This is a genomic window from uncultured Catenibacterium sp. (assembly GCF_900540665.1).
Lineage (GTDB): Bacteria > Bacillota_I > Bacilli_A > Erysipelotrichales > Coprobacillaceae > Catenibacterium.
This window is the reverse complement of record NZ_UQGV01000001.1, coordinates 53,737-79,337: the sequence shown is the minus strand read 5'-3', so window position 1 is coordinate 79,337 and position 25,601 is coordinate 53,737. Positions and strand designations below refer to the sequence as shown.

23 protein-coding genes are annotated in these 25,601 nt (G+C 35.0%); 2 read left to right on the top strand and 21 right to left on the bottom strand.

Annotated features, from left to right (window positions below):
• Positions 1-114 precede the first annotated feature (114 nt).
• From QZQ55_RS00470 to gmk, 11 genes are all read right to left on the bottom strand, one after another.
• Positions 115-1,464: a helix-turn-helix transcriptional regulator gene (locus QZQ55_RS00470; protein WP_295088529.1), complete on the bottom strand. Its 1,350-nt coding sequence runs from the start codon at positions 1,462-1,464 to the stop codon at positions 115-117.
• Between the two features lie 72 nt (positions 1,465-1,536).
• Positions 1,537-2,895, bottom strand: coding sequence for an MATE family efflux transporter (locus QZQ55_RS00465; protein ID WP_295088527.1), 1,359 nt, complete (start codon positions 2,893-2,895; stop codon positions 1,537-1,539).
• Between the two features lies 1 nt (position 2,896).
• On the bottom strand, positions 2,897-3,496 hold the full coding sequence (locus QZQ55_RS00460; RefSeq protein WP_295088524.1) for a thiamine diphosphokinase: 600 nt from the start codon (positions 3,494-3,496) through the stop codon (positions 2,897-2,899).
• Positions 3,493-4,137 carry a ribulose-phosphate 3-epimerase gene (gene rpe, locus QZQ55_RS00455; RefSeq protein WP_295088521.1) on the bottom strand — a complete coding sequence of 215 codons (645 nt, stop codon included), beginning with the start codon at positions 4,135-4,137 and terminating at the stop codon, positions 3,493-3,495. The genes QZQ55_RS00460 and rpe overlap by 4 nt, the downstream gene beginning before the upstream one ends.
• Entirely contained in the window at positions 4,130-4,996 is an 867-nt protein-coding gene (gene rsgA / locus QZQ55_RS00450; protein ID WP_295088518.1) for a ribosome small subunit-dependent GTPase A, read from the bottom strand. The genes rpe and rsgA overlap by 8 nt, the downstream gene beginning before the upstream one ends.
• Before the next feature lie 8 nt (positions 4,997-5,004).
• Positions 5,005-6,801: a Stk1 family PASTA domain-containing Ser/Thr kinase gene (gene pknB, locus QZQ55_RS00445; protein ID WP_295088516.1), complete on the bottom strand. Its 1,797-nt coding sequence runs from the start codon at positions 6,799-6,801 to the stop codon at positions 5,005-5,007.
• A gap of 1 nt (position 6,802) precedes the next feature.
• Entirely contained in the window at positions 6,803-7,531 is a 729-nt protein-coding gene (locus QZQ55_RS00440) for a Stp1/IreP family PP2C-type Ser/Thr phosphatase (protein ID WP_295088513.1), read from the bottom strand.
• 1 nt (position 7,532) lies between these two features.
• Positions 7,533-8,561, bottom strand: a complete 1,029-nt coding sequence (gene rlmN / locus QZQ55_RS00435; RefSeq protein ID WP_040389721.1) for a 23S rRNA (adenine(2503)-C(2))-methyltransferase RlmN — start codon at positions 8,559-8,561, stop codon at positions 7,533-7,535.
• Positions 8,561-9,850: a 16S rRNA (cytosine(967)-C(5))-methyltransferase RsmB gene (gene rsmB / locus QZQ55_RS00430; protein WP_295088510.1), complete on the bottom strand. Its 1,290-nt coding sequence runs from the start codon at positions 9,848-9,850 to the stop codon at positions 8,561-8,563. Before rsmB ends, rlmN begins: the two co-directional genes overlap by 1 nt.
• Positions 9,807-11,993, bottom strand: coding sequence for a primosomal protein N' (gene priA, locus QZQ55_RS00425; protein ID WP_295088507.1), 2,187 nt, complete (start codon positions 11,991-11,993; stop codon positions 9,807-9,809). Before priA ends, rsmB begins: the two co-directional genes overlap by 44 nt.
• A 38-nt stretch (positions 11,994-12,031) precedes the next feature.
• Positions 12,032-12,595 carry a guanylate kinase gene (gene gmk / locus QZQ55_RS00420; RefSeq protein WP_295088504.1) on the bottom strand — a complete coding sequence of 188 codons (564 nt, stop codon included), beginning with the start codon at positions 12,593-12,595 and terminating at the stop codon, positions 12,032-12,034.
• A gap of 91 nt (positions 12,596-12,686) precedes the next feature.
• Between gmk and QZQ55_RS00415 the strand changes: the two genes are divergently transcribed.
• Positions 12,687-14,327: an NFACT family protein gene (locus QZQ55_RS00415; protein ID WP_295088501.1), complete on the top strand. Its 1,641-nt coding sequence runs from the start codon at positions 12,687-12,689 to the stop codon at positions 14,325-14,327.
• Positions 14,324-15,085, top strand: a complete 762-nt coding sequence (pgeF, locus tag QZQ55_RS00410; protein WP_295088498.1) for a peptidoglycan editing factor PgeF — start codon at positions 14,324-14,326, stop codon at positions 15,083-15,085. Before QZQ55_RS00415 ends, pgeF begins: the two co-directional genes overlap by 4 nt.
• A gap of 33 nt (positions 15,086-15,118) precedes the next feature.
• On the opposite strand, the gene QZQ55_RS00405 is transcribed toward pgeF, so the two are convergent.
• From QZQ55_RS00405 to QZQ55_RS00360, 10 genes are all read right to left on the bottom strand, one after another.
• Positions 15,119-16,588: an NAD(P)H-hydrate dehydratase gene (locus tag QZQ55_RS00405; protein WP_295088495.1), complete on the bottom strand. Its 1,470-nt coding sequence runs from the start codon at positions 16,586-16,588 to the stop codon at positions 15,119-15,121.
• 70 nt (positions 16,589-16,658) lie between these two features.
• Complete coding sequence (locus QZQ55_RS00400; protein WP_295088492.1) at positions 16,659-18,098, bottom strand: C40 family peptidase; 1,440 nt, start codon at positions 18,096-18,098, stop codon at positions 16,659-16,661.
• 191 nt (positions 18,099-18,289) lie between these two features.
• Positions 18,290-19,345: a HigA family addiction module antitoxin gene (locus QZQ55_RS00395; protein ID WP_295088489.1), complete on the bottom strand. Its 1,056-nt coding sequence runs from the start codon at positions 19,343-19,345 to the stop codon at positions 18,290-18,292.
• A 42-nt stretch (positions 19,346-19,387) separates the two neighbouring features.
• Entirely contained in the window at positions 19,388-19,654 is a 267-nt protein-coding gene (locus QZQ55_RS00390) for a type II toxin-antitoxin system RelE/ParE family toxin (protein ID WP_295088486.1), read from the bottom strand.
• A gap of 140 nt (positions 19,655-19,794) precedes the next feature.
• Positions 19,795-20,502, bottom strand: a complete 708-nt coding sequence (locus tag QZQ55_RS00385; RefSeq protein WP_295088484.1) for an ABC transporter ATP-binding protein — start codon at positions 20,500-20,502, stop codon at positions 19,795-19,797.
• A 2-nt stretch (positions 20,503-20,504) separates the two neighbouring features.
• Complete coding sequence (locus QZQ55_RS00380) at positions 20,505-21,281, bottom strand: ABC transporter ATP-binding protein (protein WP_295088481.1); 777 nt, start codon at positions 21,279-21,281, stop codon at positions 20,505-20,507.
• On the bottom strand, positions 21,278-22,225 hold the full coding sequence (locus QZQ55_RS00375; protein WP_295088478.1) for a branched-chain amino acid ABC transporter permease: 948 nt from the start codon (positions 22,223-22,225) through the stop codon (positions 21,278-21,280). Before QZQ55_RS00375 ends, QZQ55_RS00380 begins: the two co-directional genes overlap by 4 nt.
• A gap of 3 nt (positions 22,226-22,228) precedes the next feature.
• The gene (locus QZQ55_RS00370) at positions 22,229-23,098 is read right to left on the bottom strand and encodes a branched-chain amino acid ABC transporter permease (RefSeq protein ID WP_363128262.1); all 870 of its coding nucleotides are present in this window, start codon (positions 23,096-23,098) and stop codon (positions 22,229-22,231) included.
• A 63-nt stretch (positions 23,099-23,161) separates the two neighbouring features.
• Complete coding sequence (locus tag QZQ55_RS00365) at positions 23,162-24,304, bottom strand: ABC transporter substrate-binding protein (protein WP_295088473.1); 1,143 nt, start codon at positions 24,302-24,304, stop codon at positions 23,162-23,164.
• Between the two features lie 124 nt (positions 24,305-24,428).
• On the bottom strand, positions 24,429-25,541 hold the full coding sequence (locus tag QZQ55_RS00360; protein ID WP_295088472.1) for an NAD(P)/FAD-dependent oxidoreductase: 1,113 nt from the start codon (positions 25,539-25,541) through the stop codon (positions 24,429-24,431).
• Positions 25,542-25,601 lie beyond the last annotated feature (60 nt).

Sequence of the window (25,601 nt, the reverse complement as noted above, 5' to 3'; positions counted from 1 at the left end):
AGTCCGCCAAAACAAAGAAATGGCCTTGGCGGAGCACCGCCAAAACAAGATTTACATGTTATATAAGCAGTTTTTTAAACAAATAAAAAAAAAGCCCTTCAAAAATGAAAGGCTCTACTTATTATAGAGATTTAATAAACCAATACGGGATTTAACACCTGTTTTTTCATAGATAGCTGAGACATATCTTTCTAATGTTCTTTTAGATACATAGAGATTTTCAGCAATCACTTGAATACTATCTTCAGTATTCACAAGATGATCAAATACTTCTGATTCTCTTTCAGTCAATGAATATAGTTCAGAGAATCTTCTAATCTTCTCTTTTTCATCTATGACTTCTGTCGTCTGCTTCTTGATAAAGTTATTTTTTTGAACTGTATAAATCACAGAGACAATACTTACTGCCACAAATAACACTAAGATTAGGATAATTACGGATAGATTACTATTTGAAGAAAGTAACACAAGTACTGGACTCGCAATAATCGCTGCAATGATATTATTGATTGCACGTCCCATACCAGCCCATAATTCTGGCACCTTCATATAACGCGCTATTTCCATGAATGCAGTTATAAAGAATACCGCAAAGAAACCAGCTGATAAATAAAAGATCATAAGTCCTAACGTAAATGGACCTGCAAATTTAAGTACCGCAATGCAGATAGTGGATAAGACCATAATACAGTAAATAGTGATTCCCATATATCTTCTATTTTGTAAATCAAAAATAAAACCAGAGACTAAGCCACTCAAGGCAAGAAGGATTCTAGGCCATTGACCGATATCCATATGTCCTCCTGCATGAACCAATGTCACTGCATTATCTAAAGTACTAAACATACATGTCATTAACGCAATTAATATAATCAAGATAATTCCTACTGTATTTGATTTTTGAGCCCGTTTTTCTTCATGAAGAGATATTGGTCTATTTTTGATCAAAAGAATGAACAATATCAATAAAGAAATAGATAATAAAATAGATTGTATAACCTTTGATTGAATCAGATTATTACTTAAAAATTGAAGCATGATACCTAGAAAATAAGATATCCCTACTACTCTTGCAAGATACTGATCCGTCTCCATCATACACATAGAGTGATAATAGACACCACTTCCTAATATTCCTAGTATAAGAAATAATAGAAGTCCTATCGCAAAAGTAAAGGATGAAGTCATGAGGACAAGTCCACAAGTAGATATAAAACCAATTAATAGGAGACCTATCTTTTTAAAGTGATTACTCAATAAACGATTAAATATAGGATACAATAGGAAACCAATTGTACTCGCACCTAATGCATAATTTTGTGCAAGTACAACTGTCTCATTATGTACTAAGATTTGTGAAAGTAAATCTACATAGAGATATTCTGTTCCCAGAAAAATAAAGGTGAATAAGCCCATCCGTAGGATAATATATATATTATTTTTTAAATTTACCTTTGCGTCCATTTCATAATCTCCTCAATTTGAATAACATAATTATAACATATTTGACTTTTACCCGCAAAAAATGAACTGAGGTTAACTCAGTTCACTCAATGCTTTCTTGAATTGTTTTCTAAACAATAATACTGTAAATGTAATCGCAAAAAGATCTGCCACTGGTTCTGCCAAGTAAACAGCCATTGTCTTATCTGCAAGTAATGCAGGCATAATATAAATAAGTGGTATTAAGAGAATGAATTTTCTAGTGACTGCCACTATTACAGAGGCTTTCGCATTACCTAAAGCTACAAATGTCATCTGACAAGCAATCTGAATTCCAAATAATCCTACAACAGCCATATAGATTCGAAGTGCTTTTGTGGTAAAGAGTGAGAGTTCTGATGCGTTCGTAAATAGTCCTACAAATAATTGTGGGAAAATCTGAATAAGAAGCCAAATACATATTGAGAATGCAAGATTGACTTTTAGTAATAATTTAAATGTCATTTGAACACGTTCTTTATTCTTAGCTCCATAGTTATAACTGATAATTGGCTGTGCCCCCTGTCCTAATCCCTGTAAAGGAAGCATCGCAAACTGCATGACGCTAGTCAAGATTGTCATTGCGCCTACTGCAATATCTCCTCCATATTTTAATAAAGAAGAATTAAAGCAGACCTGGATGACACTTTCACTTGACTGCATCACAAAGGTAGAAAGGCCTAATGCAAGACAAGGTAAGATGACTGAGTTATCTAAAGATAAGTTTTTCTTTTTTATTTTAAGTTTGGTCTTTTTGCCAAATAGGAAGCGAAGAACATAAAGACATGAACACCCCTGTGAGATGATTGTCGCAAGAGCCGCACCTTTGACACCTAGATTGAATCCAAAGATTAAAATAGGATCGAGGATGACATTACATAATGCCCCAATGACGACAGAAATCATTCCGTTCTTCGCAAACCCCTGGGCCGTAATAAACATATTCATACCTAGTGTTAATTGGACAAAAAGCGTTCCTATCGCATAGATATTCATATAAGCAACTGCATAAGAGATTGTGTTACTGCTTGCACCAAAAGCAAGTAGGAAGGTACGATTTCCAAAGAATAGAATAAGTGTTAATACAATAGAGACAATAATCTGTGTAATAAAACAGTTTCCTAAAATCTTTTCTGCATGATCATGATTTCCCTGTCCCATATAAATAGAAGCACGTGGTGCCCCGCCATTTCCTACTAGAGAGGCAAAGGCTGTCACAATCATGATTAACGGCATACAGACACCAACTCCTGTTAGCGCAAGTGCACCAGTATGGGGAATATGACCAATAAACATACGGTCTACAATATTGTAGAGCATGTTGATTAATTGAGCTATGACTGTCGGTAAAGCAAGTTGTCTTAATAGTTTACCTACTGGTTCAGTCGCAAGAAAGTCTTTATTTTCTGCCATATTATTCCCCTATTCTTTGTGATTCAATGAAGATAAGATCTTCACTATTTTCAATTGTTAGAATGCCATGACATTGATTAGAGATACATAATGGATCATGAGGTTCTAATGTATAACCATCAAGAGGATAATCACAATTCTTTAATGTGAGAGTACAAGTCTTTTCAGTAAAGCAGGAGAAGTACTTATACTCAGTACAGTCTATTTGATGTGTTCCTTTAGGCAGCAAATAGATTCTATTGATTTCATCATAGAGTGTAATCTTAATATCTGGATGCTGTCTTAAATAAATGAGTACTCCTAGAAAATGATCAATACGTCCACCAATGACACCATAAAGATCTATTTCATCATAACCTCTATTAAGTGCTTCACTAATGGCGAGTTCGGTATCTGTTTCATCCTTATGTGTAGGAAAACTCAAAACTTCTAGCCCCTCAAGATATTCTTTATGTTCTAGAGAATCAAAGTCTCCGATTGCGAATAATGGTTTAATAAATTGACGGTGCAGATGTTCTAAACCACCATCAATCGCAATATAAGGGATGTCTTTATTGAAGACATCCCCATTATTCATGCTTGCGTATAAGCCTATTTTCATTTGAGTGAGTCAATAGCTTCCTGTCTATTTTCTGCTTTGAAGACATAGCTTCCAGCCACAAGAACATCTGCCCCAGCCCCACGGCATAGGTTGGCTGTATTTTCATTGATACCACCATCTACTTCAATAAGATAGCGTCTATCATTTCTGATTTCTTTTAATTCAGTAATCTTATCTAATGCTGCAGGATTGAATGACTGACCTCCAAATCCTGGTTCAACACTCATAACAAGAACCATATCTAAATCATCTAGGAATGGTTTAATAGCTTCTACATCAGTTCCTGGTTTAATAGAGATAGAAGCAAGACATCCTGCATCATGAATACGCTGAACAAGGACACGTGCTTCCTGTACGCTTGATACAGCTTCAATATGGAATGTAATGAGATCTGCACCTGCATTGATGAATTCATCTAAATACTGACCTGGATCAGTGATCATCAAATGAACATCAATAAATAAATCAGTGACAGCACGGACATTACTCAAGATACTATAACCAAATGAAATATTCGGTACAAAGTGTCCATCCATGACATCATAATGAATCCATGACTTTCCTCCATCATAGATTGTATCAATATCTTCTTTAAGATGCGCAAAATCAGCGGATAATACTGAAGGTGCAATTTTAACCATATCTTTTATCTTTCCTTTCTTTTACCTGCTTTAATAACTGCAGGTAATCTTCATATCTTGTTTGATCTATGTCTCCTGCTTCAACAGCTTCTTTCACAGCACACTTTGGTTCACTATCGTGAAGACATCCCCTAAACTTACAATGACGAGATAATTCTCTAAAATCATGATAAGTAGTCGCTAGTTCTACTGGTTCCATCTTCAGTTCCAAAGAAGAGAAACCAGGTGTATCTGCAATATAGCCACCATACATCGGAATCAGTTCAACATGTCTTGTCGTATGTTTTCCTCTTCCTAATGCCTGTGAGATTTCATTTGTCTCAATATTCAATTCAATGTTTAAGGCATTCAGAAGACTTGATTTACCTACACCACTCTGTCCTGTCACAACTGTAACACGATTCTTTAAAAGTGGTTTGATTTCTTCAATACCCTCATTTTCTTTACTGGATACAAAATATAGATCATATGCATTGTACTTCTTTTTGATTACAGGAACAAGTTCTCTATTAAGATCTATCTTAGTAATAATGATAATTGGCTTAATCTTCTCATATTCAACCATTGCGAGGAACTGATCAAGAAGCATCTGATCAAAGTCCGGCTGGGCAATAGAAAATACAAGAAGAGCTTGATCTATATTACAAATAGCAGGTCTTTCTAACTGGTTATGTCTTTCATCAAGAGAAAGGATATAACCTGAACCATCCTTTTCTTCCTGGAAGCTGCAGAAGTCTCCTACAAGAGGTTTCTGTCCTCTATTTCTAAATTTACCGCGTGCCTTACAGCTTACAACTTTTTCACCTGTATCTACATAGTAGAATCCTGCAAGAACTTTTATAATTTGACCTTTAGGCATATATTCACCTATTCTGATTGTGCAGATGTACTTGAGTCATCATCATCTTCTTCTGGTAAATCAGGCTGAGAAGGTGTAGGTGTAGCAGGTTTCTTATCGTAATAATATAAGATAATTTCAGTTCCCTTGCTTGTTACCTGAGTATAAGGTGCAACAGACTGTTTAACGACTGTATTAATAGACATTGAGTTAATTGTTGCACTATCAGTAGGTGATGGAAGAACAGATAATTTTACATTAGTAAAGCCCTGGCTTTCCAATGTTGATTTTGCGGCATTGATGTCCTGACCATAAAGTGATGGAACTGTAATAGTAACACCCTTAGAAACTGTTAAAGTAATAATCTTGCCTTTTTCATTAGGATCCTGTTTTTCTCCTTCAGAAATAGACTGTCCGATAACGATACCTTCTTTATATTCATCATCAGATTTTTCATACTTCTTCACCTTGTAGCCAAGCTTTGTAAGTTTCTTATAAGCTGTATCATAAGACACACCTGTATAATCTTCCATGACAATATATTTACCCTTAGATAGAGTTAATGTCACAGTATCGCCCTTATTAATAGCATGTCCTGCTTCCGGATCAGTCGCAATAATGAGTCCTTTTTCATACTTATCGCTAAGTTCATAATCGATATCATCAGATACCTTATAACCTTTATCAATCAATAAGGCTTTCGCTTCTTTTTCAGTCTTACCAACTAGATCCATCATAGTACCATCTTGATTACCACTAAACAAGAAGAAACCTGCTACAATCGCAAGACATACAATGACAGCACCAATCGCCACACCAATCGCAATCTTCTTTTTCTTATCCATTGGTTCTTTTTTCTTCTCATCCTGAGGCTTGATTTCTTCAATTTCTGTTTGTGTTGTTTCAGGATCAATAGGTGCTGTTTTAGTAAAGAACTGTGAATCGCTCGCAATAATAGTTGGATCAGTATTGACCTGGTCAAAAGTAAGCTTTTCTTCATCTAAACGTTCTAAGCATGTATCTAAATCATCTAACATATCATCTGCACACTGATAACGATTATTTGTATTCTTAGCAGTTGCTTTGATAATGATATTTTCTACTGACTGAGGAATCGCTGGATTATAAGCACGTACTGAAGGAATTTCATCACGCATATGCTTTAATGCGATATTTACTGGTGACTCACCATTAAATGGCACATCTCCTCTTAGTAATTCATAGAAGACAACACCTAAGGCATAAATATCACTCTGTGGTGTTGCTTTTTCACCTCTTGCGATTTCTGGTGCAAGATAGTGAAGCGAGCCCATAATCGTATCAGTCTGAGTCACCTGGGATAAAGACTGGATTGAGGCAATACCGAAATCCGCAATCTTTACAATACCAGAATCAGTGACAAGAATATTCTGAGGCTTCAGATCACGATGTACAATACCCATAGAATGTGCAAGTGCAGTAGCTGAAACAACCTGTTTCATAATATCCACAGCTTCAACATAATGAAGTGCACCACGCTTGTTAATTAATTCTTTTAACGTCTGACCACGTACATATTCCATGACAATATAGTAAAGATCATCTTCTTCACCTACATCATAGATTTCTACAATATTACGATGACATAATGCAGCTGCTGCACGTGCTTCACGATGGAAACGTGTAATATAAATAGGGTCTCCTGTCAAAGAAGAACGAAGTATTTTGACTGCTACTTCTCTTTTTAATATATCATCATATGCAAGATAGACATCGGCCATACCGCCCTGTCCAATAAGTTCTTTTAACTCATAACGGTCAGCAAGAATACGTCCTTTTTCACTCATCTTATGCTTCTCCCTTCTCAATTAGTAAAACACCAATATTATCTAATCCGCCAAATTCATTGGCTGATTGAATGAGGCATTCAGTTTTTTGATCAACTGATGCATTTTTTTGTAGTATTTCTTCAATCTGTTGAGATGAGAGAGAATTATATAATCCATCTGAACAGAGTAATATTGCACGATAATCTTCTTCAATCTTATAAAAAGAAATACGTAAAGCTTCTTTAATACCAATAGCCTGCACTAAGACATTTCTTTTTGGATGATGTGAGGCTTCTTCTTCATTGATCAAACCTCTTTTTACAAGTTCATTCACAAAAGTATCATCTGCTGTAATCTGCTTTAATGTATCTTTATACAAATAAGCTCTAGAATCACCCACATGGGATACATAAGTATTCTTACCATCCATATAACAGATGACAATTGTAGTCCCCATGCCTGCATATTCACTATGCATATCGCTTTCCTTATTCACAAGATCATTGGCAGTTAATAGTAAAGATGAAATCCAGGCATGAATAGATTCATCATCTAGAAATGGTGAATGATCAAAGAAATGTTCAATCACATAACGACTCACAAGTGTTGAAGCAACTTCACCTGCAAGATGACCACCCATTCCATCACACAATACGCCAACGATTTCATGATTCTTAATTTTATAGACTGCTCTATCTTGATTCACTGCCCTTTTTATTCCGATATCAGTCATCGCGGAGATAGCCATATTATGCTCCTTTCTCTCTTTTTGCACGTAACTGTCCACATGCGCCATCAATATCACGGCCATGTTCTTTTCTTAAAGTACAATTAATATGCAAACGAATAAGTTCATCCTTAAATGCAGTAATTGTATGACCTAGAGATTGTTTATAGCCATGTTCATCTACAGGGTTATAAGGAATTAAATTAACATAGACATTTAATCCACGAAGATAATGCGCTAACTGACGTGCATATTTGATATCATCATTGACATCCTTCAATAAAATATATTCAAGAGTGACACGACGATTTGTACGTTCAATATATGTCTTGATTGCATCTCTTAAATCATCCATATTATAACGTTTGTTGATAGGCATCAATTCATTTCGGATTTCATCATTAGGTGCATGTAAGCTGATTGCTAGATTCACCTGGATCGGTTCATGAGAGAAACGTTCAATTCCAGGAATCAAACCACATGTAGAGATAGTGAGATGTCTTGCGCCAATAGCTAAACCATGAGGTTCATTGACTGTATAGATGAAGTTCATGACTTCATCATAGTTATCAAATGGTTCACCTGTTCCCATGACAACTACATGAGTCACCCTTTCTTTTAAATCATTCATAACAGTCAAGACCTGTTTCACGATTTCACCACTTGTAAGGTTGCGCTGTTTCTTTAATAAGCCTGAAGCACAGAAGGAACAGCCCATATTGCAGCCCAACTGGCTTGTGACACATAATGAACGACCATAAGTCTGAATCATCAATACTGTTTCAATGAGTCCTCCATCTTCTAATTCAAGAAGATATTTAGTCGTACCATCACGTGCGACCTGCTTTTCCTTGATAGTTAAAAGCGCATCACTGAAATGGTTGGAAAGTGTTTCCTGAAGTTCTTTAGAAAGATTAGTCATCTGATGAAAATCATAGACATTCTTTACATAAATCCATTCATAGATCTGTTTCGCACGGAAAGGCTTCTGCCCCATCGCTTTTAATTCTTCTTTTAATTGTTCAAGTGTTAAGTCATAAATTGATTTCATCATACATCCTTTTCTAACAGACACATATAAAAGCCATCACTGTGATATTCAAATGGAAGTATAGTACGCTCTTTTACCACATGCATATCGGGATGCTTCTTTATGAATTTTTCAATCTGTTTTTCGTTTTCTTTTTTATTTATAGTGCACGTACTATACACTATATTACCACCTTTTATACATAAAGAATATGCATTTTCTAGTAATTTTGCTTGAATAAGAATGATTTCATCCATTGCATCCGAGTCATGGTACTTGATTTCAGGTTTTCTAGAAAGAACACCAAGTCCAGAACATGGACCATCTAAGAGTATTTTTGTATACTGCTTATCAAATAATGAAAGGTCTGTACTATCTCCTGTATGAACATGGATATTGGATAATCCAAGTCTTTTCGCATTGTCTTCAATAAGCTTTGCTTTATGTGGATAAAGATCATAAACATCAATCAAGCCTTTATTATTCATGAGTGTACCAAGATGTGTTGTTTTAGAGCCTGGTGCTCCGCACATATCTAATACAACATCTTCTTCACCTGGATTTAATAAGCGAGCGACCATCTGTGATGATTCATCCTGAATAGTGACTAGACCTTCTTTAAATGCTTCAGTATGCGCAATATTGCCTTCTTTTAATAACACACCTTCTGGTGATAGATAGCCTGGAGTAAACTCTGGATACTTCTTTAAGAATTCCTCACGAGACATCTTATACGTATTCACACGGCCGCTTTTTAAAGGAACTTCATTATCAGCATGAAGAATCTTTTCTGTTGTTTCTTTGCCATATTGTGCATTGAACATCTTGACCATCCATAATGGATGACTTGTATAAATAGATAAACGTTCATCATAATCCAAATCATCTAAAGATCTTGTTTCTTTAAAACAGCTATGCAAAATCGCATTAATCATGCCTCCTGCACGTTTATTTCTTCTTTCTTTAATAATTTCTACTGCTTCATTCACTATCGCATAATCTGGTGTATCTAAATAGAAATGCTGGTAAAGGCTCATTAATAGAAGCATTCTCTCTACAACTTTTAAGCGAATATGGATGTATGGTTCTAATTGATATTCTAGATATAGACGATTCTGAATAGTCCCATAGACGAGGGTTGTAATGAGACCTCTTTCTGATGGTGAGAAATCTTGAGTAAGAGTATGATTTAAAGTGATATTTAAATAACTTTCATTCTTTTCATAATCAATGAGTATGTCTAATGCTGTTTCTCTTTCTTTCATATTAATATGTGGAATACGGATTAAAATCGCATGCCACAATGACACCTCCTCTTCTTGTACGGTTATAATAGTCATCAATGATACTTAATTGTTCATAGATTGGTTTAGATTCTATATATTTAATCAAAATTCTTTCACGATAGGTATCCTGCATCTTAAAGGCCGGCTGAGGGCCGATAATGCGTACCTTTTCTAAATGTTCCTTTAAATACTTGCTTATATCCAAAGCTGTCAAATGAACATTCTTTGGTGTACGGGATTGTACAATGACTGATACAAGGTGACAGAATGGTGGATATTTTGCTTTCTTTCTAAATAACATCTCTTCCTTAAAGAAAGCTTCATAGTCCTGCTTCACAGCTGTCTTGATTGCATAATGTTCAGGATTAAATGTTTGAATCATAACAGTCCCCTGCTTATCTCCTCGACCGCTTCTTCCTGCTACCTGACATAATAACTGGAATGTGCGTTCAGAAGCTCTAAAATCCGGTACCATAAGAGACAGATCAGCCATAAGAACCCCTACAAATGTGACATTGGAGAAATCAAGCCCCTTCGCAATCATCTGTGTACCAAGCATAATATCTGCTTTATGTTCTTCAAAATCTTTAAGTAATTTTAAATGTGTATTCTTATTACGGGTTGTATCAAAGTCAAAGCGAATAATACGTGCGTCTGGATATTTCTTTTCTAATTCTTCTTCTATTTTCTGTGTACCATACCCTATCTTTTTAAGATGTGTACTACCACATTCAGGACAGACTTGAGGTACAGAAGTGAAATATTCACATAAATGACATTTTAATCTGTTTTCTGCTTTATGATAAGTAAGTGTCACATCACAATGTGGACAGCGGATCGGTTCACCACACGATTCACATTTAATAAAAGACGCATAGCCTCTCTTATTTAAAAGAATCATCGCCTGTTCTCCCTTATTCAGAGTCTCTTTTAGTCGCTGCTGCATTCTTTGAGATAAAAGTGAATAGTTCCCCTGACGTGCTTCATTGCCCATATCAACCACTTCGCAATAAGGTAATGGTTTACCATTAATTCTTTCTTTCATCTCAAATAAGCCATAGATTCCAATTTGTGCTCTCGCATATGTTTCTACAGATGGTGTCGCACTACCTAGGATAATCTTCGCATTATTTTTCTCTGCACGCATCTTCGCAATAGATAATGTATGATAGCGTGGTGTATTGTCCTGCTTATAGCTCATATCGTGTTCTTCATCCATAATGATGAGTCCTAGATTCTCAACTGGCGCAAAGATTGCAGAACGCGCTCCTACTACAATACGGGCTTCACCCTTTTTTATACGACGATATTCATCATATTTTTCTCCTTGTGATAAACGAGAATGAATGATTGCCACTTCGTCATGAAAACGTTCTTTAAAAATACGTTCCATCATCGGTGTCAAGGATATTTCTGGCACAAGCATAAGTACTGTTTTATTCTTTTCTAACATCTTTTTAGTCAGCGCAATATAGACTTCTGTCTTACCTGATCCTGTAACTCCATGAATAAGAGAAATAGTCTGAGAGGTATGAAGAATTCCACTCACAACACTTTTTTGAAGTGGAGTTAAAGTAATTTCATTATTGACTTTTAAATCATTTCCTGTATAAGGATTACGCTGTACTTCTTTATTATAAATCTCTATTAATCCTTGATTCTCAAGAGATGAGATGACACTTCTAGAATAAGGGATATCCTTAAGAAACATTTCTCCGTGATCTAAAAGCATACGGAAACATTCCTTCTGTTTCACTGTTTTAGGTGTTCCTGTATTGATTACTCTTACACATTGTCTCGTCTTAATACCGACCATTTTATGTGTAGAGGGTTTTAAAGTACCTGGCAGCATTGCCTGAAAGCAGGCAATCAGTGGGCAAAGTGTCATCTTGGACATACGATGGGCTAGTGTAATTAATTCATTATTTAAAAGTGGTGCTTCATCTATGACAGAATGAATATAAGAGTATTTAAAGCCATCTCTTTCTTCTAGTTCTTTTTGCGTTAGTTGAACTTCTTCAACTGATAAGACATAACCAACCACCTGACGATGATTAAATGGAACCTGTACACGGATTCCTGTAAGAATCGGCTTCTTAGATAAATAAGAAAAGCCACGATCTAATGCCTGAACAGGATGTTCTACTAATACTTCTACCTTGAACATAAAATCACCTCCGTAAAAAAGAAAAAGCAGCCAGATGGCTACTTCATGTTCTCTTCGATAATCTTGACAATATCATCTTTAGCACGCATAACATCATCATTCACCACTACATGCTTATACTGATCTTTTGTCGCAATTTCTCTTCTTGCTTTATCAAGACGTTCTTTAATAACATCTTCAGCTTCTGTTCTACGTCCACGAATACGTTTTTCTAATTCTTCCATTGAAGGTGGTACTAAGAAAATTGTAAGTGCATCTGGTACTTTCTTCATAACCTGAAGTGCACCCTGTACTTCGATTTCTAGCACAACATTCTTACCTTCATCTAGTAGCTGATCTACATAGGCTTTAGGTGTTCCATAGTAATTACCTACAAACTGTGCGTATTCCAGTAATTCACCCTGCTCAATCTTTTGTTTGAATGTATCAACATCTACAAAGAAATAATCGATTCCTTCTCTTTCGCCAGGTCTCTTATATCGTGTAGTCATTGAAATTGAATATGCAAGGTTTAATGATTCTTCTTTAAATAGTTGTTCTCTGACTGTTCCTTTGCCTACGCCGCTAGGTCCACTCAGGATAATTAGAAGGCCTCTTTTCACTTATCTACATCCCCTTTTTAAGTAATCCTACATGAATAAAACAGTGATGTCAAACACTTTTAAATGTGTTATACTAAGTCGGGTGATGAATATGGCATTTGATGGAATTGTATTGTCACGTGTTACAGAATTATTAAATGAAACAATCGTGACAGGACGTATTTCAAAATTATATCAGATATCGAAATACGAATTATTAATGACTGTACGTGCGCAGAATGAAAATAAAAAACTTCTTGTTTCTATTCATCCAATGTATGCACGTGTTCAGTTAACACAGTTGAATTATCCTACACCTGATTTTCCTAACGCTTTAACTATGTTTCTAAGAAAACATATTGAAGGTTCTTTTATTGAGCGTATTGAACAGGTGGGACTTGATCGTATATTAAAGATAACTTTAAGAGGAAGAAATGAATTTAAAGATCTTGTAGAGTATCATCTCTATATAGAAATCATGGGTAAGCATTCTAACTTTATTCTTACAAATAAAGAAGATAAGATTCTTGAATGTTTAAAGCGTGTTTCTCCAAGTGATAGTATACGTATTATGCAGCCAGGGATTACTTATACCTACCCTCCACTTCTTGATAAGAAGAATCCATTCGAGAATACCCCAGAGACAACTCAGCTTGTAAAAGAGTTTGAAGGATTCTCCAAGGACTTAGCTGAAGAAGTAGCTGTGAGAATGGAACAAGGTACTGATTTTAAAACTATTATGAATGAAATTCGAAATAGTAAAGAACTCTATATCACACGAGGTGATAAAGAGAAGTATCATGTAATTCCTTTAAACTGTTTTGGAAAAAGAATTGATCACTATTCTCTTTTTGATGGATTAGATGCTTATTATCAGTTTATTGATCAGAAGGATCGTATTAAACAGCAGACCTCTGATATTCTTCATTTTATTCAGAAAGAATATACAAAGAATGTGAATAAGCTTGATAAACTAGAAAAGACATTATTTGATTCTCATAATAGTGATGAATATCGCATTAAAGGTGACCTCTTATATGCTTCTTTACATCTTATTCAAAAAGGGATGAAGGAAGTGACTGTAGATAATTATTATGATGGGACAAAGATGACTATTGAACTTGATGAGCGTTTTGATGGAAAAACAAACGCCAACCATTATTATAATAAGTATCAGAAAGCAAAGAATTCCTTAAAGGTTCTAGAGGAACAGATTGAAAAGACGAAAGAAGAAATCAATTATTTTGATACTTTGAATACCTTGATGGATAATGCGGATTATTATGATGCCATGGAAATCAAGGAAGAGCTTGAAAACATGGGCTATATCCGTAAGAAGAATGTGAAGAAGTTAAAAAAGAAAACACATCCTCATTATGATGTCTATCGTACTCGTGATGGTATTATTATCTATGTTGGTAAGAATAACCTGCAGAATGATTATCTAACATTCAAGATGGCATCACGTAATGATATGTGGTTCCATGTAAAAGATATGCCTGGTTCTCATATTATTGTGCATGCAGAAAATCTTGATGAGTATACTATGAGACTTGCGGCAAATATTGCGGCATATTTCTCTAAGGGGAAATATAGTTCAAGTGTTCCTGTGAATTATTGTTTAGTGAAGAACTTGAAAAAACCTCATACAAATAAGCCAGGTTTAGTTCTTTTAGGGCATTATAAGACAATTTATATTGATCCTGATGATTCTTTCTATGATGAACTAGAGAAAGTGGAGGATTCTAGATGAAATTAATACCTTGGAAATTTAATAATGATATGGTAGAAGGCTATACAGTACCAGCACATATTGATGGTAAGCTGTTTAATATGAGCTATAATGGCTTAGATGACAAGCAGGTGCTAGAAAACCGTAAAGAACTCGCACAAATGCTTCATACTGAGCTTGATCATATGGTTGCACCTTTACAGCGTCATACAACACATTATTTAAGTGTAAATAGAAATGATGGTGGAAAAGGGATTTATAGCCAGAAGGATGCCTATTTAGGTTTTGATGCATTATATACAAGAGATACAGACTTGACTTTATTTACCTTCCATGCAGATTGCTGTCCTGTTCTTTTATATTGTGAGAATCAGCATCTAGTAGCTGCGATTCATTCAGGATGGAAAGGTACGGTCACTGAAATTGTAGGCAAAGTGACACGTCATTTAATAGAAGACGAGGGATGTAACCCAGATCAGATTTATGCTTATGTAGGACCTTCTATTGAGGCACGCAACTTTGAAGCGATGGATGATATTATTGATCGTGTTAAGAGTATGAGTTTTGATACTTCTTCTTTCTATACAAAAAAAGATAAAACACATTATCTTCTAAATTCTAAGGGACTTATTAAACAGCAGTTACTTAACTGTGGTGTTTTAGAGGAACATATTGAAGTCAGCCCTTATTGTACAATGGAAAATGATGATTTATTCTTTAGTTATCGTAAGACACATACTAAAAATCGTAATATTTCTATTATCAGACTAAAAAAATAGCTGGCAAGCAATTTTTGCTTTCCAGCTTTTTTCTTATTCTATTTCACCAGCAAGTACAGCCATTGTATGTGGTATTTCTTCGATAAGTTTTTCAGGAATAACTGTATAGGCCTGTTTTGCAACTTCATCTCCAGCACATCCATGAATATAAACACCAAGTACTGCCGCTTCTAACGCTTCATAACCCTGTCCTAGAAGTGATGTAATGATTCCAGCGAGTGTATCACCCATGCCACCTACTGCCATGGCTTTATTACCAGACGCAATACGATAAGATGTCTTACCATCAGTCACTATAGTATGAGGACCTTTTAAGACAAGAATACAATGATACTTTGAAGCAAAACTCTGTGCTGCAATCATTAAATCAGGATAATCTTCTACATGACATAAACGTTTGAATTCACCAATATGAGGCGTAAGAATAACACTACGATCCTGTTTTTCTAATAAATGCATATTTCTAGATAGAATTGTAAGTGCATCTGCATCAAGGACAAGTGGGCAGATAGAAGCTGTCATAATATCAATAACGGCTCTAAAAGCACCCTCTTCAAGCCCTAAACCACATCCGACTAATAATGCATCATAACCATCAAAATCATCATAATGGAAAATCTGTGGTCTCGTAACTGGAATAGCTTCAGGAATATAAAGAGGTAATAGTGAAGTCACTTTTTCTGAAGTAATTGTCTTCACAATACCTGCACCTGTATAATAAGCTGCTTTAGTCGCAAGTAATGGTGCACCTGTATATTGGTCACTTCCTACAATTAAACCATCTACTCCATAGATATTCTTATAACCATTATAGACTCTCTTTCTTAAATGTGCTTTAGCATATTCCTGCCCTACATATTCAAATAAGCCTGCTTCCTTGAAACAGTCCTTTACAGCCAATGTTTCTAAAATCACTTCACCTGTATATTCTAATGAACGGGGATCTAAGAAACCTTGTTTTAAAGCAGTTAAAGTAACTGTGAAATCTGCCTTTAATGCTGTTTCATACGCTTTTCCTGTATTACAGTCAAGTCCTGTAGGGATATCAATAGCCCCGACAATACCAATATAAGTATCGTTAATAGACTCTATCATGATCTTGTACATGCCTCTAGGGGCGCTATTTAATCCAAACCCAAATAATCCATCTACTATACAATCATAGTCATTCCAGTTAATTGTATTAATATTATCTTCATCTACATAAATAAGATGATTATCAACACAATGATCACGATAATAACGATTAGCCTGTGATACCTTTCCTATATCCCCACTGTAATAATAGCTGACTTGTTTTCCTAGTTTCTCTAGTTTTAATCCTAAAGAATAGCCATCCGCCCCATTATTACCTGGTCCTATTAGAATAGCCAGTTGATTATATTTTGTGAAATGGTTTAATAAAGCATCACTTGCAAGATTAACAAGTTCCTCTATTTGATAACCATGTTCTAATAAATAAGCATCATACTGCTTAAGTAAATCCTGTGTTCCTATATACATGATAAACACTCCCTTCGCTTTTTTTATTTTATCAAAAAAAAGAGGAAATCGAAACCGATTTCCTTAAAGATTAAACTCTTCCTCCGCCTGCATAATGAGCAGCATAATAAGATTCACCTAGAGAAGAAGTGATAACACCCTTCTTTTCATTGGCAGCATGTACGAATCTGCCTCCACCTAGATAAATACCTACATGAGAAATACCTCTCTTATATGTATTCTTAAAGAATACAAGATCACCAGGCTTTAATGCATTTCTATCTACTCTCTGAGTTGTATTATACTGTACAGCAGCTGTACCACTTAAAGAACGTCCATTTTGTCTATATACCCATCTAGTAAAGCTTGAACAGTCAAAGACATTAGGCCCTACAGCACCCATTCTATAACGGCATCCAATCTTACCTAAAGCAGTCTGAATAAGGGCTGCATTTCTAGATTTTACTTCTACAGGAATATTAACAACTGTTGTGTTACCAGTCTTATCAGTTGCAGTATAAGTTGCTGTATAGCGTCCTTCATTATTGACATCTACATTACCACTGATTCCAACATATTGAGTTAAATCACCATCTAAATTATCAATAGCTGAAACAATAAGTGAACGCCAGTTTACAGATGTTCCTTCAGTAATAGAAACTTTATTTGTATTTAACTTAATTTCAGGACCTTTGATATCCTTAATATTGAAAGTACATGTCTGTTTTGTTTCATTACCACTATTATCAGTTGCGATAATAGTTGCTTTCTGTTCACTATTTAATTTCTTAGTATCAATATCACCTTTAACAGTTAATACTGGAGATGGATCAAAATTATCTGATACATTAAAATAATCAGCAGGATTGAAAGGTTCACCATAGTTCACATCAAATGACTGTGTCTTTTGAGTAAGTACTGGTGCAACAGCGTCCTTTACATTAAACGAAAGTGTTTTTTCAGCTTTATTACCTGCATTATCTTCTACATGAGCAACAACCTTCTGTTCCCCAATAACAGTTGTATCAATATCGCCATTGAAAGTAATGAAATCACTGACGTCACCATCTACATTATCTGTTGCTTTCACATAGTCTAATAAGTTATTTGAACCATTTGCTTCTACATCTATGATATAACCACCATCAACGCGTGATGCAATAACAGGTGCTTCATTATCAATAACCTGTACTTCAACTTCTTTATTAGTTGTATTCTTGAATGTATCAGTGACAGAAACTGTCACTGAATAAGTACCCAACTGTTTTGCTTCATATGATCCTGATTTAATAGAAACATCCATGATATCTAAATTATCACGGTTATCTGTAATTTCAAAATCAGATGCATTAAGCTTTGTACCATAAGGAACAACAATCTTATTTGAATGAATAACAGGTGCCTGACGGTCAGCCGCAGCATAACCTACAAGGGCAAATGCTGAGATTGCAACTGCTGGCAACAACATTGTTTTTGAAGTTCTGATTCTCTCTACAATTGCATTAAAAGTTGTGGGGGCATTTTGAGTCATAGTTATTCTCCTTTGCTTGTCAACAAATGCGATTATAACACCATGGCTTATATCTGTCTACTATTTTCTTAAGATTTTCTTAAGTATTTGTATTTTATATTGCATATATCGCTATTTTTTTAATTAAGAATTTTTTAATATTTTAAAAATAGTGATGTATATATAAAAAAAGTCCTCCCAAAAAGGAGAACTCAAGATGTTATCTCATATTTAGTTTTCAAATCATTATACTGATTATAATTTATGAAATGTTCTTTTTGTAGACGACCTACTACAATACCACTTTGAATATTTTCTTTTTCCGCAAAATCACAGATAGATGATCGAGAAAAATCATTTTGAGATACAAACTCACCCAAATCAGCCGTAGGAATTAATATCTCCTGCGCAAACTGGTCTGCTGAGTTTTCATCCTCTTCAGTGGTACCATCAATATTATTAATATGACCAAGTAAAATATGACCCAATTCATGAAACAAGCTAAACCAAAATCTATCTGCATCCTTACCTCTAACAGTGAGACCTATAACTATTTTATTTCCATCAACAAAAGTTGCACCATGTAAGAACGAACCTCCAATATGAGGAAGAAAAATAAGAGCAATACCACATCCTGCAAGCAGATTTTCTAGCTCTATACAAAAAACATCTGGATCTAGAGTAGTCATACTCCTTATTTCAGATAATTTGTGCTCTAGTGTTTTTAAATCTATTGATGATACTTTAATATCACGTGCTAATATTCTTGCCTGTTGTGCCCAAGCCATCAAAGCATAGTTACTTTTTTCTGTATCAGCAAGTCTACGACAAGCAATCTTAGATAAACGCATATCTTTAAGCAATACTAAACTTACTACTCCAAAAAACTTTTTTAAATTTACCACTTTTTCTTCAATCTTTTTGGCAACTGGTACCCATCCATATTTAACCATTTCATTATATGGCATCTTTCTGGCAATTTCTATATCCGCATCCATTTCATTTTCCGCATTTGCCTTAATTAACTTTTCGCGATAAGTAGCTTCTAATTTATTCCAAAACTTAGCTGGAATACCTAATACCATTTCTAAACGTACCGCAACATCCGGAGTCAGCTGAACTTCACCATTGATTAGTTTACTCACATGTTTTTGTGATAAATCCATTCGTGTCGCAAATTCTTTTTGACTCATACCTTTGTCTAGCAGTTGTTCTTTAATAGTTGTGCCTGGCGGTGTTGCAATAAATGTGCGACTCTTCACCATCATTTTTTCCTCCTAATTAATGATAATCTACTATTTCGATTACATTTACAATTTGAATTTCATTACCTCTTTTGTAAAAATCAAACGATAGGGTTGTGCTAATTCCATTGCATATTGACCCTTTCGATCACCTTTTAAAGGATGACATCTTCCAATACGGGATTGTACCATCTCTTCAACCGTATCAGATGCATCAATTTCATCTATGCGTTGATGAATCTTCTCTGCCATTCTTGGCCCATATCTTCTCTCTGCTTCGTCTGCAATTGTGCAAACCTTCTCAATCCTTTTATTTTTATATGTGATCTTCAAGCAAACACTCCTCTCTTTGATTTACCTTTGAGGTAAATACATTATAACCTATAAAGCACCAAAATGCAATATTTAAAATTAACCTGTAAGGTAAATTACATAAAATAAAACAAAAAAAGTCCTCCCCAAGGGAGAACTTATTATCCAAGATATGCTTCTCTAACACGTGGATTATTTGCGACATCTTCAGCTTTACCTGATACAGTAATGTTACCTGTTTCAAGTACATAAGCATGATTTGCGATAGAGAGTGCTTTATTGGCATTCTGTTCTACAAGTAGAATAGTCATACCTTCTTTTTCATTTACTTCTTTAATGATATCAAAGATTTCATTAACAAGGATCGGAGAAAGACCCATTGATGGTTCATCTAGTAATAATAGTTTTGGTTTAGACATCAAAGCACGGCCCATAGCAAGCATCTGCTGCTCACCACCAGATAATGTACCGGCTAACTGTTTCTTTCTTTCTCTTAAACGTGGGAATAATGTATAAATATGTTCAATATCATTCTTGATACCATCTGCATCATTACGAAGATAAGCACCCATTTCTAGGTTATCTTCAACACTCAACTGAGCAAAGATACGACGTCCTTCAGGAACCTGTGCAAGACCTTTAGAAACAATTTTATGTGCAGGAGTCTTCATGATGTTTTCACCATTAAAGATGATTTCACCACTCTTGCCATTTAATAAGCCAGAAATAGCATGCATTGTACTTGTTTTACCCGCACCATTGGCACCGATAAGTGCAACGATTTCACCTTCTTCAACATTAAATGAAATCTTCTTAATCGCATTAATGACACCGTAGTGTACTTCAAGATCCTTAACTTCTAATAACATCTTTAGCCCTCCTCTTCATTGCCTAAGTAGGCAGCTACAACATCAGGGTTGTTTCTAATTTCTTCAGGTGTACCAAAAGCAAGTACTGTACCAAAGTTTAATACAGCAATCTTTTCACAGATTCCCATAACAAGCTTCATATCATGTTCAATAAGAAGAATAGCGACTGAGAACTTTTCTCTTACTATTTTAATAGTTTCCATTAATTCAGCTGTTTCTGTAGGGTTCATTCCTGCAGCAGGTTCATCAAGAAGCAATAGTTTAGGAGCAGTTGCAAGTGCTCTCGCAATTTCAAGTTTTCTCTGTTTACCATAAGGTAAGTTCTTTGCCTTAGACTCCGCAAATTCTTCTAGATGGAAAACTCGTAATAGAGATAAAGCCTCTTCCTGCATAGCTGCTTCAGCCTTCTTGTATTTAGGTGTATGTAATAAAGCATCAAATACTGTATATGGATGAGAGTAATGTAATCCTACCTTTACGTTATCAATAACGGTCATTTCCTTGAATAAACGGATATTCTGGAAAGTTCTTGCGATACCTGCTTTAGTAATCTTAATAGTGTTTGCTTTTTTAATTGGATGTCCCTCAAAAAGGATACGACCACTTGTAGGCTGATAAACACCTGTTAATAGGTTGAAGACAGTTGTTTTACCTGCACCATTTGGACCAATTAAACCAAATAACTGGTTCTTATCGATTTCAAAGTTAAATTCATCTACGGCCTTTAATCCACCAAACTGTATGCCAAGACCTTCTGCTTTTAATAATGGTGTACTCATTCTGGCTTCACCTCATCTTTCTTTTTAAAGAACGGAAGACGTTCTATGATCTGTTCGCCTTTACCTGTTGCCTTTAAAATCATAGCGACAATTAATACAATTGCGTATAACAACATTCTGTACTGTGAGAATGAGATCAATAATTCTGGAATGACAGTAAGAACAATAGCTGCAATAATAGAGCCCTTTAAGTTACCCATACCACCTAGTACTACCATAACTAGAATTTCAACTGATTTGTTGAAGTCAAATCCTTTAGGAAGGATAACTGTATAATAGTGAGCATATAAGCCTCCTGCAAGTCCAGCAAAAACAGCACTCACTGCAAAGGCAAATACTTTATAATAACCAACATCAATACCTGATAATTCTGATGCTGTTTCATCTTCACGAATTGAGATGATTGCACGTCCATGTCTAGATTTCACAATTGAATATACGACAAAGATTGTGATAATCATTGCGATATAGACATAAACAAGATTTGTATTCATAGGAATACCAATTAAACCTTTTGCGCCATTAGTGATTTCAAGGTTATTCATAATAACACGGATGATTTCATTGAAAGCAAGAGTGATAATACAAAGATAGTCACCTTTTAATCTTAATACTGGAATACCAATAATTAAACCAATAATACCAGCTGCAATCGCACCAATAAGTAGTGATACGATAAATGGAAGATTTAAATAAATACTAATTAAAGCAGATGTATAAGCACCTACTGACATGAAACCAGCATGTCCTAGAGTAAGCTGTCCTAAATAACCAGCTGCTAAGTTAAGTGATACAGCAAGGATAATATTAATACCACAAAGAATTAATATTCCCTGTCTATAAGAGTTAATAAAAGATGTAGCTGTACCTATCATCAATACTGCAAAGATCGCAATTGATAGTATCAATGATCTGAATAGTTCGTTTTTTAATAATTTTTTCATAGACTACACCTTCTCTCTTACATTCTTACCAAATAAGCCTGCTGGCTTAACTAATAAGACAATAATAAGAATACCAAATACAACTGCATCAGAGAAATCTGAAGAGATATAGGCAATAGTAAGTGATTCAGCAACACCAAGCATCAAACCACCAACCATAGCTCCAGGTACACTACCAATTCCACCAAGTACTGCTGCAATAAATGCTTTAATACCTAACATCAAACCGATATATGGAGTGATTAATGAATAAGCACATCCATAAATAACACCTGCAATAGCACCAAGACCTGAACCAATCGCAAATGTAAGTGATACTGTTGTATCCACGTTAATACCCATCAATTGAGCTGCACCCTGGTCTTCTGATACAGCACGCATTGCTTTACCAAGTTTTGTCTTATTAATAAAGAATAAAAGAATAGCAGTACATACCGCAGTGACAATCAATGTAATTAAAGTAATATATTTGATAGATATACCCCCAAGATTGATTGTACCCTTTGGCATGATCTGTGGGAATGTACGAGCTGCACTACCAAAGATTAATAAGAATACATTTTCTAATAAATAGCTGACACCAATGGCAGTGATCAATACTTCAAGTGAACCTTTACCTCTTAAAGGTTTATAAGCGACTTTTTCTGTTAAAACACCTAAAGCTGCAGTCGCAACTATAGAAAATATAATAGCTGGAATAGGTCCAACAAAACCCATGGCGATTAATGCAAAATAAGCACCTGCCATGATGATATCACCATGTGCGAAGTTGATCATTTTCGCAATACCATAAACCATTGTATAACCAATTGCAACTAAAGCATACATACTCCCAGTCGAGAGTCCGTTGATGATCTGGTTGATAAAGTTAATCATAATTACTTCTCCCCTCTATAATAAAAAAATAAGGAGAGATGAACTCTCCTTTATTCATCGTTATTTTGCAGTTACATACTGACCGTTCTTAACAGTAACGATATTTAATTCCTTAACAGGATTGTGGTTCTTATCATAAGTGAATCCACCACAAACTGCTTCATCATCAGAAATCTTAATCTTTTCTAATGCTGCATTAACCTTTTCAGGATCTGTAGATTTAGCCTTGTTGATAGCTTTCATCATAACTGTTACTGTATCATAAGCCATACCAGCGAACATACTTGGAGTTGTTCCATATTCTTTTTCGTAAGCTTTTACGAATTCATATGCTGGACCGCTTGTTGCATCTTTATTGTAACCACTTGTGAAGAAGCAGTTTTCAAAGTCTGCAGTATTAACACCCTTAACACCAAGAACACCATCCCAGCCGTCAGCACCGAAGACTGTAGTCTTAACACCAGAATCTCTTAACTGTTTAGTAATAGATACAACTGATTCATAATAGTCTGGTAAGAAGACAGCATCTGGATTAGTCTGCTTGATCTTAGAAATGAATGTTGAGAAATCTTTAGTATTCGCATTGTATGCTTCATAGAATGAAACATTGACACCCTGCTTCTTCGCTTCAGCTTTATAAGCAGATGCTACACCAGTAGAATAATCAGATTCCTTATTATATAGAACTGCTACATTCTTGAAGTTATATTTAGTCTTTGTTTCTTTACCTAAGAAAGTACCTGCATAAGAGTCATTTGTACAGATTCTAAATACATTCTTATAAGCTGTCTTACCATTCATAGTGAATTTATCACCTGTTGCAGATGGTGAAAGAATAGGTGTATTGTTCTTGCTTGCAGCGCTTGCTACAGAAAGTGCTGAACCAGTTGTTACTGGTGAAAGAACTGCAGTGACCTTATCATCATTATATAGTTTGTTATAGTCGTTAACGGCAGTAGTTGGATCAGCCTTATCATCATAATAAACACCTGTAATCTTTGTGCCATGCTTCTTGTTATAGTCATTAATAGCCATCTTCATAGCATTCTTTACAGCAGTACCATACTGAGACGCTTCGCCACTTAATGGACCGATAAAACCAAATTTAGGTGCTTTGATATCTGTTGTAGTAGAATTCCCATTACTACAACCTACTAACATTGCTGCGACTGCACCAGCTGTCACGATTGTTTTGAATTTCATACATTATCCCTCCAATTTGTATATGTCCCTTATTATACAATCTCATTTGGGTTTGTCAATATAATTTCGTCACCTTTTTTATACCAAAACAAATATATTTGATTTTATTTACCTTTTTCCTAATTTATTGTATTGTTTTTGAAACTTCCTCAAATACAGAATAAGCACTTGCTAATGCAAAATGAATGTTATAACCACCACAATCCCCAGTGATATCTAATATTTCACCTGTCGCATAAAGATGAGGGTAGTTAATAAATTCAAAGGATTTATCAAAATTGGAAATCATCAGTCCTCCACAATCTGCCTGGGCAAATTCTTCCCCTCTTAAAGCTTTAACAGTGAATTCTAGATGTTTAAGGAAAGAGACCGGGTTCTTCTGATTTTCTACTATTGGCACTAATTTAGGATGAACCAGACCATCATAAGGACCATTCATTGTTTTTAATGTACGAATAATTGAATGTAGTTCCTGATCAGTAAATTCAGGATAGAAATCACATACAATTTTATCCCCAGGACATGCATAACGGCTTAAGACCATTACTGCAATCCCACTGATGCCATAATCCGTAAAAAGAAGTTCACCTTTTTCTTTATGCCCTTTTAAAGTAAATTCTCCTTTCATTCTGACACCCTTTAATTTCTTATAAGCAGGTTCAGTTATCAACTGAGTAATAGTAGGTCTCATAGGACGATAATCCACTTCTAGAGAGTTAAAAAGTGTTCTTCTATCTTTCATGCCAGATAACTTGCCAGCAGGTGTTCCACAAGAGATAGTGACATAATCTGCTTGATAATCCTTATTGATGGCATGTATTAAATAACCATGCTTATTCTTTTTAATAGACAAGACTTCTTCCTCACAGATTATTTTCACACCATATTCTTCTGCTCTATTTAAGAATAACGTTTGAACAGCTTTGGCTGATTCACTATAAGGATATAAGAGATTGCCCATATATTTTGTATAAAGTCCAATATCTTTTAAAGCTTCCACAATATCAAAGTGATGAATAATATCACTCACCCATGGTTTGGCTTCTCCATCATAATGTGACTTATCTAGATCCTTGTTAGAAAGATTACAGCGACCATTCCCTGTCGCAAGAAGCTTCTTTAATGGCTTGTCATTAGCTTCTAGTACAACAACATCGATATCTAGATATTTTTTTAATAAAATAGAAAGATATATACCTGATATACCTCCCCCAATAATAATCATTTTCTTTTTCATTTTTATACACCTCGATACAATAGTAATGCATTTCCAGTGTATTTTCCAATTCTTTATTGA